Annotated in this window: 11 protein-coding genes; all 11 read right to left on the bottom strand. The window is 47.8% G+C overall.

The annotated features are described in order from the left end of the window. Positions 1-10: 10 nt before the first annotated feature. The 11 genes from ABXS88_RS03960 to ABXS88_RS03910 all read right to left on the bottom strand — a co-directional run bounded on the left by ABXS88_RS03960 (position 11) and on the right by ABXS88_RS03910 (position 12922). On the bottom strand, positions 11-436 hold the full coding sequence (locus ABXS88_RS03960) for an ATP-binding protein (RefSeq protein WP_353673893.1): 426 nt from the start codon (positions 434-436) through the stop codon (positions 11-13). A gap of 20 nt (positions 437-456) precedes the next feature. Next, the gene (locus tag ABXS88_RS03955) at positions 457-2514 is read right to left on the bottom strand and encodes a SpoIIE family protein phosphatase (RefSeq protein ID WP_353673892.1); all 2058 of its coding nucleotides are present in this window, start codon (positions 2512-2514) and stop codon (positions 457-459) included. A gap of 43 nt (positions 2515-2557) precedes the next feature. After that, entirely contained in the window at positions 2558-2896 is a 339-nt protein-coding gene (locus ABXS88_RS03950; RefSeq protein ID WP_353673891.1) for an anti-sigma factor antagonist, read from the bottom strand. 39 nt (positions 2897-2935) lie between these two features. Continuing rightward, positions 2936-5059, bottom strand: a complete 2124-nt coding sequence (gene glgX / locus ABXS88_RS03945) for a glycogen debranching protein GlgX (protein ID WP_353673890.1) — start codon at positions 5057-5059, stop codon at positions 2936-2938. Positions 5060-5091: 32 nt separating this feature from the next. After that, positions 5092-5424: an STAS domain-containing protein gene (locus ABXS88_RS03940; protein ID WP_353673889.1), complete on the bottom strand. Its 333-nt coding sequence runs from the start codon at positions 5422-5424 to the stop codon at positions 5092-5094. Positions 5425-5497: 73 nt separating this feature from the next. Next, a complete protein-coding gene (locus tag ABXS88_RS03935) occupies positions 5498-7318 on the bottom strand; it encodes an AGE family epimerase/isomerase (RefSeq protein ID WP_353673888.1) in 1821 nt (606 codons plus the stop codon). 83 nt (positions 7319-7401) lie between these two features. Continuing rightward, the gene (locus ABXS88_RS03930) at positions 7402-8004 is read right to left on the bottom strand and encodes a DJ-1/PfpI family protein (protein WP_353673887.1); all 603 of its coding nucleotides are present in this window, start codon (positions 8002-8004) and stop codon (positions 7402-7404) included. A gap of 70 nt (positions 8005-8074) precedes the next feature. Next, positions 8075-9142 carry an aldose 1-epimerase gene (locus ABXS88_RS03925; protein WP_353673886.1) on the bottom strand — a complete coding sequence of 356 codons (1068 nt, stop codon included), beginning with the start codon at positions 9140-9142 and terminating at the stop codon, positions 8075-8077. Between the two features lie 15 nt (positions 9143-9157). Continuing rightward, entirely contained in the window at positions 9158-9928 is a 771-nt protein-coding gene (locus tag ABXS88_RS03920; RefSeq protein ID WP_353673885.1) for an SDR family NAD(P)-dependent oxidoreductase, read from the bottom strand. A gap of 82 nt (positions 9929-10010) precedes the next feature. After that, positions 10011-12230 (bottom strand): nuclear transport factor 2 family protein, encoded by a 2220-nt coding sequence (locus ABXS88_RS03915; protein ID WP_353673884.1) that lies wholly within the window; start codon positions 12228-12230, stop codon positions 10011-10013. A 122-nt stretch (positions 12231-12352) separates the two neighbouring features. Next, the gene (locus tag ABXS88_RS03910; RefSeq protein ID WP_353673883.1) at positions 12353-12922 is read right to left on the bottom strand and encodes a hypothetical protein; all 570 of its coding nucleotides are present in this window, start codon (positions 12920-12922) and stop codon (positions 12353-12355) included. Positions 12923-12986 lie beyond the last annotated feature (64 nt).

Genomic DNA, 12986 nt, shown 5'->3' with positions numbered 1-12986 from the left:
GCAAAAAAACTTAAGCCACTGGTATATTCATGATAAAAATATTGCGATTCAAATTTCCTGATCTTTCGTATAAAAACTTATCTACCCCCTCCAGTACTAAATAAATTCCCAGACCACCTTCAGTCCGTTCATTTAAGGATTGAGTAAGATCCTGTTCGCTAGGAAGTTGATGTTGAGTGGGGTCGTAGGGCAGGGCCTGATCTTCAATCACCAGCGTTAGTTTTTTGGGGTCTAAACCAGCTTCTATGCTTAAATCACCTTCCAAGCCGGCTTCTTGATAACCATGCAAAATAATATTGGTTGCAACTTCATCCACGGCGAGGCGGAGTTTATAGGCGGCTTTCTTATCCAGGCCAGCTTGGCTAGCTGCTGTCATGACATAGTTGGCGATCTCACGAAGGGAAGTGAGGGTTCCTGGTACAGTTAATCGTTCCATAGAGAAGTGACCTTAATAAACTAAGTGAGATAGCGGCGTACCGCCAACATTGTGATGTCATCAAATTGGGGGGCTTGACCCATGTAATGAAAAAGCTCATTTTTTATACGGTCTAGCAGTTCTGCTGCAGACTCCGGAGCGGGCGTCAAGAGAGGCAATAATCGTTGCATTCTAAACTGCTCCCCCGCTTCATTTTTTCCCTCAGGGACACCATCGGTATAGCCCAGCAAGATATCACCCGGTTCTAAAATGACTTGCTCTAGAGAAAATTGAGTATTGGGCATCATGCCTACCGCCGGACTCGTGGGTTGCAAGGTGGCCTTGATGCCGTCTCGATCCAGAATAAATAAGGGTTCATGGCCACCATTGATGTAAGTCAACAAGCCGCTCTGGGGATCCAGGATTCCGAAAAAGAGGGTGGCAAACATGCATAAATTAGGATGAATCAATGCCACGTAATCATTCGTAAGTTTGACGGCTTGGAGGGCATTCCAATGGACATGGTTCGCCTTCGGACTGCCCAACCAGCCCTGGGAGGGCGTTTCTTCCTCTATCAGACGGGATACATCCCCTCGTAGGTTAGATTGGCTGGAAAAAATACGAATTAAACTACGAAACAGGGCCATAAATAGGGCCGCTCCGACGCCTTTATCACAGACATCGGCAATCACTAGACCAATATGTTCTCCGTCATCGAGGTAAAAACAATCATAAAAGTCTCCAGCCACCTGTTTCGCTGGATAAAAACAAGCGGCAATATCCCAGTTGGGAGGGCTACAGAGTTGATAGGGTAAAAAATCAATCTGAATTTGTCGCCCTTTTTTGAGTTCTGCATCCAGGGCCTTGGAATATTGATCTAACTTGGAGTAAAGCCGAGCATTTTCAAGGACAAGGGCAATCTGATCTGCAGTCATTTTCATCTGATCCACCACTTCCGAGCTAAAGTGACGCGGCTGGGAATGGAGCAGAGTGAGAATGCCTAAAAGCTGATTGGCATGCAAGATGGGAATGGCGAAGGCCGAACGGACGGCGTAGGGTTGGTCGGGTAAGGTGAGCCAGCGTTCGTCCTGCTCGGTATCGGTAATCAGACCAATTTGTTGATGACGAATCACCCAACCCGCTAAGCCTCGATCCAAAACAGTTCCGATCAGACTGGCCCGTTGTTGGGCGGTAACCTCTCGACGGGACAAAATGGCATCCACCACTTTGCCATTGCCGTCTAATAAAAAAAGACTGCTGGTTTCTGCGTCAGTGAGTTCCGCAGAAAGATCAACTGTTTTTTGCAGAGTCGTTTTTAGAATTTCAGTTTCGCGGGAACATTGTCCCCGTTCTACCAGGTTTTCTAAGAGTTGTCGTTGCATGGCCGAGGCGGACTGCTCCCGTTGAAAGGCTCGCTTGAGGGCAAACATTTCTAAGCTCAGGGCAATTTGATTGGCCATAATTTCCAGGAGATTGGCAACCGCTTCATTAAAATGCCTGGGTTGAGAATGCAGGAGGGTAATAATCGCCAGGATTTTCTGTCCTCGAAGAATCGGAACTGCCAGGGCCGAGCGCACTGTGTAAGGCTGATCCGGTAGGGTCAGCCAGCGGCTATCCTGTTCGGTGTCAAGGATAAGACCGACTTGCTGATGTTGATATACCCAGCCAGCTAGACCTTGATCAAAAATACTCTGAACCAGTTGCCGGCGTTCTTCAGAACTCGTCGATTGACGCGATTCATCACGAGTGAGAATGCTATGAATGACCTGGCCCTGATTATCCAACAAGAATAAGCTCCCCTTATCGGCGTTGGCTAGCTCTACCGTCGCATGGAGTACATTTTGTAAGGAAGACTGGACACCACTTTCTTCAGAGGATTGATAGACGGCTCTAATCAGATTCTCAATTAAGTGGTGCGTCTTGGAATGGTCCGGGCGAGTCTCGTCCTCCAAAGAAGCACGGGTCATGAAAACAATATTCTCGACCAGTTGTTTTTGAGTTCTGATGAAGGCATTCTCTTGGCGAAGGTCAGCAACCTCCTGCTTTAGCTGAGAGATTTCCGCCAATAACGCTTCATGGGAAGGCCCGGGTTCATTCATTCAATCTTCCTCAAAACCCTGTACTCCAGTAATTACTTCAACCTCAGTAGTTAGCGATTTGTTCCGAATCGTACTGCTCTAGCATGACCACACTATGGTGAAAGCCGGTTTTCTCTAGAGTATCTTTGACCATTTCCTGGGGGCCAACCACAAAAATCGTGACGCCTGTGCCCATTTGCTGCTTGGAGAAGATCAAAACCCGCAGACCGGCACTGGCCATGTAGTCAAGCTCCTCCATCCGTAACACGAGTTTTTTGAGGTCGTAGGTAGCAGCTTCCTTCACTTTTTCTTGGAAAAGCGGAGCCGTACTCGCATCCAATTCACCAACTAGAGTGATGGTGCCAAGGTCGTTGGTAATCGTTAAGGTTGCATCAAAAGCCATAGTAGTTTTCTCTTTGGGTAAACAAAATGAAGAGGGAATTTATCTGCCGACAAGAATTACGACCGAGCGTTCTCCCAGTAAAATCGATGCTTGGTCTTCTAGAACGGTCTCTTGGCCTGGATGACAACTGTCGGCCGGCGGCTCAACACCGGTGTTGGCAAAAACATGCCATTGCATTCCTGACGGAAGCTGGGGTAGCTCAAAGCCGTGGGCCTGCCAGTGGAGATTCATGCCAATGTAGAGATAGTCATCGGTAACTTGTCCCTGTTTAGCATGTTTTCCACAGAGCATAAAGGCCAAAATATGAGCAGAGGACCAATCCACATACCAGGCCTTCGTTCCATGCCAACTAATATCAGGATAACCACTGCCAACATAGTCACGATTCTGAAAATGGGCAGGATTGCGTAACACCGGATGGGCCTGACGAAAAGCAATCAAGTGCTGACAAAACTGGAGTAAACTTGCCTGGCGTTCTACCAGCGTCCAGTCTAACCAGTTCAGTGCATTATCGTGACAGTAGGTATTATTATTGCCTAACTTAGTGCGACCCATTTCATCGCCCATCAACAGCATGGGAACACCTTGACTAACCATCAGCAGGGCCAGGGCATTTTTAATTTGCCGCTGACGAAGACGGTTAATCCCCGGGTCATCCGTCGACCCTTCCCAGCCACAATTCCAACTGTCATTGTCATTACTGCCGTCGTTGTTATTTTCCCCGTTAGCCTCATTGTGTTTATGGTTGTAGGACACCAAGTCCATCAGGGTGAAACCATCGTGACAGGTAATGAAGTTGATGGAGGTAGCCGGGGCCCGGCCGGTAGGGGCGTAGAGGTCTGGTGAACCTTGGAGACGTTGGGCCACGTCCCCCACATTACCGTCTCCTTTCAGGAATTTGCGCAGGCTATCCCGATACTTCCCATTCCATTCAGCCCAACGACCGTAGGCGGGGAATGACCCCACTTGATAGAGGCCGCCTGCATCCCAGGCCTCGGCGATCAGTTTACATTTTGCCAGAATCGGATCAAAGGCCAAGCTTTCCAGAAGGGGAGGATTGGCGAGGGGAGCGCCCGAGGGATCTCGGCCCAAAATCGCTGCCAAGTCAAACCGAAACCCATCAATGTGGTATTCTGCCGCCCAGTAGCGTAAGCAATCCAGTACCATCCCCCGCACAATTGGATTATTGCAATTGAGGGTATTTCCGGTGCCACTAAAGTTAAAGTAATAGCCCTCAGGGGTGAGCATATAGTAGGTTTTATTGTCGATTCCCCGGAAGGAAATGGTGGGGCCATGCTCATTGCCTTCGGCGGTGTGGTTAAAGACCACATCCAGAATCACTTCAATGCCATTTTTATGAAGTTCCTTAACTAAGGCTTTAAACTCATCGACCTGCATACCGAATTTCCCGGTAGCCGCGTAACCGGCCTTCGGCGCAAAAAAGCCAACGGTACTATAGCCCCAGTAGTTGAGTAATAATTCCCCCGTTTCTGGATTCGGACGACTATTCTCAAACTCATCAAATTCGTAGATGGGCATTAACTCAATGGCATTAACCCCCAGGGCCTTCAGGTAGGGAATTTTTTCACGGATCCCTGCGAAGGTGCCACGGTATTTTTCCTTAACCCCAGAGGAAGGATCTTGGGTGAAACTCCGTACATGCATTTCGTAGATGATCTGATCTTCCGGTGGAATTTCCAGCGGTCGGTCATCCTCCCAGTCAAAATCATCAAAGGCAATGCGGGCCCGGTGATGGTAAATATCATTCCAGTCGGGATGAACACCCCAGACGTCCCGTCCTCCAATATTCTTGGCATAGGGATCCATTAAGATTTTACTAGAATCAAACCATTGACCCTCTTGAAAATTATTCGGGCCATCCATACGGTAGCCGTATTCCAAACTTTCATAGTCAAGATCAAAAACTGTCATGCAGTAGACGTTACCAATCCGAAATTCGTCCGGAAAAGGGATCTCAACGAGGGGGGCCTTGGCGTGCTTCTCAAATAACACCAGAGTACAAGCAGTGGCATAGCTCGAAAAAATTGAGAAATTAACTCCTCCTGGAACCAGGGTAGCTCCGAAGGGAAAGGGTTTCCCACAACGTAATTTAAACTGGTTGTAGGTGTGAGTGGGATGGATATCAATGCGTTGCATTGTCATAGTCATTGCCTACGAGTCAAAGGATTTGCAGACTAAGTCAACGAGGCTAGGCCGGCTTCCACGGTGTCACTAATTTGAAAAAAATCAAGAAAACCCGTCACAGACATCGTATCTTTGACATCTTCGGAGAGGCCGATTAAGACCAGTTGGCTCTCTTGGGCGGCGGCTTGACGGTAGAGCGAGAGCAGCATCCGCAGTCCCGCACTCGACATATAGGCCACTCCCGTCATATCGAGCAAAATTTTGCCGTGGGACTCCACTAAAGGAAGAATCTGTTCGGTGACCGTGGGGGCTGTACTGGCATCGACGTCACCAACCAAAACAGCTATCTTAACATCTTCAACAGTTTTGAGGTTAATCTCCATGATTACTCTGGATAGGGGGATAAAAAGGGAACCGGTGCCAAAGGCCCCCTGGGATTGATTGGAGTCAGCAAAACTAGGCTGGCACAATCTGCACTTTGACCTTTAAGCGTTCGTGGGTTTTGGGCAACGTAACGGTCAAGGCCTGGGCATCGAAATTGCTGTAGGGTTCCCCATCGATTTCACAACTGCCGATCTTGACACTCCCCGGCGGCAGAATATCGGGAGAAACCCGCAAAATATTATCGGGGAAGCCACCCGGAATGGGCTTAAAGTAGAAGTCCATCGGCTGTTTGGTAATTAACAAATTGGTGTAAACTGCCGCGAGGTAGCACAACTCAAAGGAGTGATAACCACTCATGGAGTGACTGCCCTTGCCCCGTTCGTTCCCCCCTGCCAGGTAGGGGATGCCGTTGGCTAAAACGTTGAAGTAGATGCCGCCATCCTCTAAATCAAGGAACCAGGCATTGTAGAAGGCCGCCGCTTCTCGGGCCAGGCGGTGATATTCTGAATTATTCAGTAGTCCCGTCAGGATTAAGTAAGCCAAAATGGACTGCTCTTGTTGCCACCAAGCCTTGCGATCATGCCAGACAAAGCGATACTGTTGCTCTCCTTCGGCTAAAAGACGCTCCACGACATCGTACCAACCACCCCGCTGTTGGTCACTACCCACACCGGGCATAAGGTCTGCAATTTTCTGGGCCAAGGCCACGTACTTATCTTTTGCCTTCAGACTCTGCATCCGCATCAGGTTCCAGGAAATTTTTAGGTTATGACCCACAACGGCCCGGTTCTGCTGCCAACCCCAGGTGGTATCGTGGGACCAATCTTCATAGAAGCGTTCCTGTACAAAGGGGCTATGGTCATAGTCGGGGAAATACTTTTCGATGGTATCGAAGGTATATTCCAACATATCCGCATATTCCTGTTTACCCGTGGCTAACCAGAGGTTAATCAGATAGGCAGGGGCGTGGTCTCCCACAGAGTTCCAGTTCTTCTTGGCCTTGTTGGCCCCCAGAGCATCACTGCGAGGATCAAGACTTAGGGGATCGAGATGGGAAAAATAGCCCCCGTACTCGCTTTTGTCGAGGAAGAAATCATTAAAGAGTTTGATCGTTTTTTCGGTGTCCTCCATAATGCGGGGATCACCAGTACAGCGATAGGTTTGAATGGGGCCTGCTAGAGCATAAATTTGCTCATAGGCCGGAATGGCATAGTAGTCATCCCCAAATTCTGATGCAAAGATTTTGGTCTCCCGCTCTCCTTGAACATCAATGCCGTGATACCAATAAACAATGCCTTCATCTAAATCCACAAAGCGCATATGTTCCCGTAGGTACTCCGTGCCGCGTTCAGCGGCCTTCAGGAAACTATCATTGCCGGTCATCATAAACGCTGTGGCAAATCCGTAAACTAAGCGGGAAATTGTATCAGTTTCCTGCCGGTAGTTAGTAGTGGATTGCAGGCCGGAAAGATTTAAGGTGGTGCGGTAACGACGGTAGTCATAGTCCCCTTCGCCAAATTGGGCCTTGATATAGAATTTACCAAGAGCATTGACTTGTTTAACCCACCAGTCCTGTTTTTCAAAAACGTATTCATTTTGTTTGCGCCCAGCAAAGACGATCTGCTTCGCATCAAACAGGTCGCTATCAGGATAAAAAACACCATAGGCAAAAAGATAGCGGCCAGGCAACAGCATCGAACGCATACTGCCCGTAGCATCAGGATAGCCTTCGTCGAAGTTTTGGATCAGCTTGGCGTAGGCCATGGGGGAGAGCTTAACTTTAAACTCTCTACCATCGGAGGTTTTTAACCCAAAGGTGTCGCTCGCTGTATCAAAGGCCGTCACATAACCAGCGAGTAAATCAGAAAAGGAGAAATTCACAGATGTTGCCATAGGAGAACCTATCTATTGGGTAAGTGAACGAAAGCGTAGGGGAAATTATGAAAAATTGTAGAAGATACACCAGACTCATATCGTTAAGTCTGTTCAATTTCCCTGACAAAAACTTCCATAAATTGATCGACCATGCCAGGATGTTTTCCGGTGATTAAATTTCCATCAACTACCAAATCGGCCGTTGCCTCTCCTTCATAAACAATCTCTGCACCGGCATTTTCCACATCACAGATAATATTGTGGGCGCAGGTCACTTTTCGATTTTTGAGCAGATCGGGGTCAGCACAAAATAGCCATAAGCTATGGCAAATTGTTCCTAATTTAACCCCTTCAGTGGCCATCGCATTTCGGAGAAACACAACAGCAGGGGCCTGGTTTTTCTGGCCTTTACTGACATTGACTTGGTAACGTAGGCGATCCATTGCATAGGCCCCGATACAAATAATTCCTTTATAGTCACCCGGTGTAACGTTATTGACTTCAGTCTTGACGGTGACGTGATACTCAATCTGATCGTTTTCGGGATTCGAGCCAAAACGCAGTTCTGGATTTCCCCAAAGGTGGGAGAGATATTCGACTTCATATCCCTGTTGGGGGAAATATTCATTAAAACGGCGGAATTCGGTACCATCGAAGTGCTCTTCAATGAGAACACCAATCTTGCCTTTGCTCGTTATTGTCATGAATGGTCTCCTTAAAAATTAAACTTACTGTCTAAAGTCTTAGAATTTAGCGCCAGCCGCTCACGGTGAACTATTGCTCCACGTGACCATCACGTCCAATTCGCTTGACTCCTTCGCCACCATAGGCGACTGCAACCAAATCAGTCTCAATGACTTGACCAGGTTGCATGAGCAGGGCTGAACCATTTTTAATGGCCGTTGTGACTCCTGCCGGCGGATAACTGGTAAAGGGTTCTAATGCACAGGTGTAAGCTCGACCGTACCAGGGATAATCATCATTGCCCCCGTAGTTTTGCCACATCCAGAGATACTTAAAGAGTTGGTGATCCCAGGCCATGCCAAACCCAACTTTTTGCCGTTGATTGGTAATACCATACCAGCCTTCACTCAATTCCTTGAGAAAAACTACATCAACGGATTTAATCGCTGGAGAACGAACCTGGGCAATGTTTTCCAGTTGGCCGGTACGCCGATTTTGGGCCAAGGGGTAGTCAAATTCAAGGCCCGTTTCCCAAAGTCCATTAGTGTGGAAATCCATTACCTCGATTTTGCTAGCAGGGGTTTGTACCCAGCAACTATCATCTAGAAATGGTTCTCCTAGGGCGGGATGATGGCCCCACATAATTGCAAAATCCACTGGAGCATCATTTTCTAGGCGTTCCCGTAAAAATAAGGCTGATTGGCCTCGTTTGAGGGTCATATACCGTTCCAACCGTAGAGGAGAACGATATAGGCGTACGTGAGTTTTGAGTACGATTTGCTCTGGACTATCCTCAACAATGTAGGCTTCAAAGGGGAGTAGAGCGACTTCGCCGTGGAGCCCTTGGTGAGAGCTTTTATAGGCCTCGGAAGCCCAGCCGGCCGAGGGTAAAACCTCCTGCCATCCTCCGTAATAATAATCGTGGAAGTTCCCCTCTGCTAAAGCGCTTGTCGCCACGAAGGGCGAACGCATCGGAATGGGCGATTGCCAGAGAAAATCAAGATCCTGAGGCTTATAGGTGAACTCAAAAATATCGGCTCCTTTATCCAGCAGAACCCCCACGCGAATTAGCTCATTTTCGAGGAAAGCCACCCGCATTCCTTTGTAGGTGTAATCTAAACTCAGACGACAGCCCTGTTTACGCCCATAGGTATACATACTTTCTACCCTTGGTTACCATTCTTCCAGTACAGCAGTTAGGCCACCGTCAACGAAGAGCTGGGTTCCTGTAATAAAGGAGGCTTCTTCGCTGGCTAAAAAGGCACAGGCATAACCCACATCCTCGGGGGTGCCTATACGCTTCATGACTTGACGATCTTCCACTTGTTTGCGAACGGCTACGGGATCATCGTAACCATTGAAAAGGTCTTCGATAAGCGGGGTCCAGATCCAGCCCGGAGCAATAGAATTAACCCGAATCACAGGCCCATAATCAATAGCCATGTTACGAGTAAGGGCCGTGATTGCTCCCTTGGAGGCACAATAGGGAGCAACACCATTAGCTGTCGCGTGGGCATGAACTGAGGACATGTTAATGATGGAACCTTTCCCTATTGCCTGCATATGGGGAATTGAATATTTAGAACAAAGAAAAACCCCCTTTAAATTAACCGCCAAACAACGATCCCATTCTTCACTAGTGACGTCAAGAATGGATTTGTAAGTACCGATGCCCGCATTGTTCACCAGAATATCCAGCCGACCAAAGGCTTCTACTGTTGTCTGAACTAAAGCCTTAACCTGCTCTTCATTGGCAACATCGCATTGGACAAAGAGCGCTTCTCCACCGGCTGCCCGAATGTCTGCGGCTGCCTGCTCTCCGTCCTTGAGGCCATTGGCCGCTAGGACAACCTTAGCCCCTTCTTGGGCAAAAACGGCGGCAACCCCCTTTCCGATTCCCTTAGAGGCACCGGTAATAATGGCAACTTGATCTTTTAGTTTCATTGTCTTGGTTAAAAAGAATAGTCATCATGTACAGTTAGAGTCCGTTGGCGGGCGACCCTAGAGATTAGGGCCGCTAGGGCCATTATTGAAATGGGGTTAAACGGGCATTATCGGTAACCAATAAGCTCGCTAATTGATCAACTCTCAAGGTTTTGAGATAGCCTTTCAGTTGTTCCCATTTGTCTTGTACTGCTAGGTCTGAGCCACTGCTGGGGCTGATGGCATCTGAGCTGATCGACCATTGAGGGCCAGCAATAGCCCATTTAGGTAAAAAGCCGGTAGCTACCCGCTCTTTGCCATCGGGGTGTTCACGGAAAAAGACTCGCATCAGGTCAGTGGATGGAAACTTTTGTTGATCGCGCAACACCATGACCGAAGCTGTATCGGCAACAGAAATAGACGCATTCCCTACCGGATTTGCATCCATAAAGATCCGTAACTCGGCAAGTTTATCTCCTTCAAAGCGGCAAATATCGAAGCAAGGGAGGGTCACTTGGGAGCCATCTTTGCGCCAGTAGGTGACATCCATTTCTACGAATACGACCTCTCCGTATTCCCAGAGGGTTTTAATATCATGATAGAGAGCATTGACACTGCCGAAAAAAGCCGTTACAGAGGCCTTGATCGCTCCTTTATCAAAACAGACGGGGAAATTACCGAATTGATAAACAGGATGATCAGTAAAAAAGTCTATAAAACCCTGAGAGTCAAAGGCCTCGCCCCGAGCAAAAAGCCGTTTCACTTGGTCAGCGTTGGCCCCCGGTAATTTCTCGTTAGTCAGAATAGCCCCATTACGGCCTGCTGAGTTTGCACTAGCCAAGGTTTCAAAGTTAACCGGCCAGCGGGGACCCGCAATGGCCCATTTGGGAATAAAGCCATTAGTGACTCGTTGTTTCCCATCAGGATGATCGCTAAAGAACTGTCGCATCACGTCCACCGGTTGATAACGACGCTGATCACTCAGGGTCATCACTGAGGCCGTTGGGGAGACTGGAATAGTGGCATCTCCCACAGGATTCGCATCCATGAAAATCCGCAACTCTGAAACCTTATCCCCCTCGAACCGGAAAATATCGGCGCAGGGCAGGGTTACTTCAGAACCATCTAAGCGCCAGTAGGTGACATCCATTTCTACAAAAACGACCTCCCCCACTTCCCAGAGCATTTTAATATCGTGGTAGAGTGCCGATACAGCTCCAAAAAAGGCCGTCACAGAGGCCTTAATCGCCGCCTTATCAAAACAGACGGGGAAATTACCAAATTGATAAACGGGGTGATCGGTAAAAAAGTCAATAAAGCCCTGGGAGTCAAAGGCCTCTCCACGAGCAAAAAGACGTTTAACCGCATCCGCATTGGTACCGGGTAGTTTTTCTCCCAAGGAGCGGGATGATGCCAAGGCCTGTTGCCCCAACATCAGGGTAGTGACATCAGGTTTAAGTTGATTGGCTGCACCAATTCGAGTAATCAAGTCGGCGACTGTAGCACTGCGTTGACCGGCTAGGGTCAGTTGTCCTTCATAGACAAAAGTGTAGGCAGAACGCTCAGGAAAAGGACGAAAGTTTTTGATGTACCGGGGTAAATCCTGGGCAATAACCTGATACTCTGGAGAGTCCAGGAGTAACGCTAATTGCAGGGTATTGGCAAAAGCCAATTCAATAGCCCCATGGTACTGTTGCTCAGGCAATTCTAAATGAGCAACGGGCCCCGCGTCTGGCCGTGAGTTATCAACTTGATCGAAAAGGTGAAGACGACACTTCAATACTTGGGGGGAACGGGTTAACACAGGCACCAATCGATTCCGTACGAAGTGACGAAACTCTTGGACACTAACGCCATCTACCTTACGGAGTAGACAGTGATATTTCTGGAGTCCCGAGGGGCCATTGGGGGCGCCGTCAAGAACCTGATCAACGTAAGTAATGGAGTTACCAGGGCTCGTATTGTACCCGATGGCTTTACTGAAGATGTTGTATTCGTCAGCCATCAAAATCCCTGCGGACTGAAACCAGGCTTGGCGTTCTGCTACAGACTGGAATGTTAATTCGGCAATGCCGTCAAATTGTTCTAGATCTGAAGCCGCATTAAGAACATCCCCTGGTAGAGGCCAAATTCCACCATCGTTGTGAGCTACATGGTACTGCCAGTATTGATATTGACCTGGTAAGCGGGCACAGACAGGACCATGTACATCTTTCCAGTAATCATCAAAAAGGGCCAAATCAATGCCTTTCTTTTTCCAAAGTAAGACGTAAAATGCAACTTCCCCTAAACGGTCACGCGTTGCGTAGTTAACTGTCGTCATCACCATTCTCCATAGGTAAAGATGTGAGTAAGTTGAGAGGTGAGTAATCCAAACACATTAATAAGAATCCGACTCTAGACCGTCTATCAAATCAATAAGTGAATATCCTATACTGCGAGGGTCTAGCAAACAGTAATCAAGCCGAGAAGTTCTTGTGGTGCAAAAACATCACGATAGAAAGTTAACTGCTCTGTCTTGAGATAACAAGCTCCACGATGACCTCGACGAACCCAAGTAACATTACCTTTCGCTAATGTTTCATTTGTTTCTGTGTCAATACACTTCCATTCAAAAAAGGTGTGTTCCCCAGAAAACATGACAATCGGCCAGCACATGGTAACACCCGGCTGAGCTATTAATGCCCACCAATGTTTTTCTCGTTCTCTTTGTTCATTTAAACCAAAGTAAGGACCATCTTGGCAGAGATAGATCAAGTCATCTCTATATTCTCCAGTCAAAATATCTCCCCGACCTTGACGTAGAGCTTCGCAATGAGTTGGCCACCACTCCTTATTTTCTTGCTCGATCTGCTGTAAGGTATAGCTGGTATCTAGAGTCGGTAGAACAGGCTCTTTTAAGCTAATGATTCTCTCTGCTTCTTGAATCAGCAGTTTTGCTTTCTCAGGGTCAACCAAGCCAGGCCGCGAATAGTCAGCTGATAACTCCCTATAGTAATTACTGCGTTTCTTCATGTTGTCATCTAGTTAAACTGACAGAATGATGTAGCATTTATAATTGCGAGAAACCTAAATAGAT

The sequence above is a fragment of the Synechocystis sp. LKSZ1 genome, assembly GCF_040436315.1.
Classification (GTDB): domain Bacteria; phylum Cyanobacteriota; class Cyanobacteriia; order Cyanobacteriales; family Microcystaceae; genus Synechocystis.
Note: the sequence above shows the minus strand (reverse complement) of the source record. Positions and strands in the feature narration are given on the sequence as shown.

Bases quoted from the DNA above. Each gene is read 5' to 3' on its own strand.
- ABXS88_RS03925 (WP_353673886.1), bottom strand. From the start codon at position 9,142: ATGTATACCTATGGGCGTAAACAGGGCTGTCGTCTGAGTTTAGATTAC.
- ABXS88_RS03910 (WP_353673883.1), bottom strand. From the start codon at position 12,922: ATGAAGAAACGCAGTAATTACTATAGGGAGTTATCAGCTGACTATTCG.
- ABXS88_RS03950 (WP_353673891.1), bottom strand. From the start codon at position 2,896: ATGGCTTTTGATGCAACCTTAACGATTACCAACGACCTTGGCACCATC.
- ABXS88_RS03920 (WP_353673885.1), bottom strand. From the start codon at position 9,928: ATGAAACTAAAAGATCAAGTTGCCATTATTACCGGTGCCTCTAAGGGA.
- ABXS88_RS03930 (WP_353673887.1), bottom strand. From the start codon at position 8,004: ATGACAATAACGAGCAAAGGCAAGATTGGTGTTCTCATTGAAGAGCAC.
- ABXS88_RS03960 (WP_353673893.1), bottom strand. From the start codon at position 436: ATGGAACGATTAACTGTACCAGGAACCCTCACTTCCCTTCGTGAGATC.
- ABXS88_RS03955 (WP_353673892.1), bottom strand. From the start codon at position 2,514: ATGAATGAACCCGGGCCTTCCCATGAAGCGTTATTGGCGGAAATCTCT.
- ABXS88_RS03915 (WP_353673884.1), bottom strand. From the start codon at position 12,230: ATGACGACAGTTAACTACGCAACGCGTGACCGTTTAGGGGAAGTTGCA.
- glgX (WP_353673890.1), bottom strand. From the start codon at position 5,059: ATGACAATGCAACGCATTGATATCCATCCCACTCACACCTACAACCAG.
- ABXS88_RS03940 (WP_353673889.1), bottom strand. From the start codon at position 5,424: ATGGAGATTAACCTCAAAACTGTTGAAGATGTTAAGATAGCTGTTTTG.
- ABXS88_RS03935 (WP_353673888.1), bottom strand. From the start codon at position 7,318: ATGGCAACATCTGTGAATTTCTCCTTTTCTGATTTACTCGCTGGTTAT.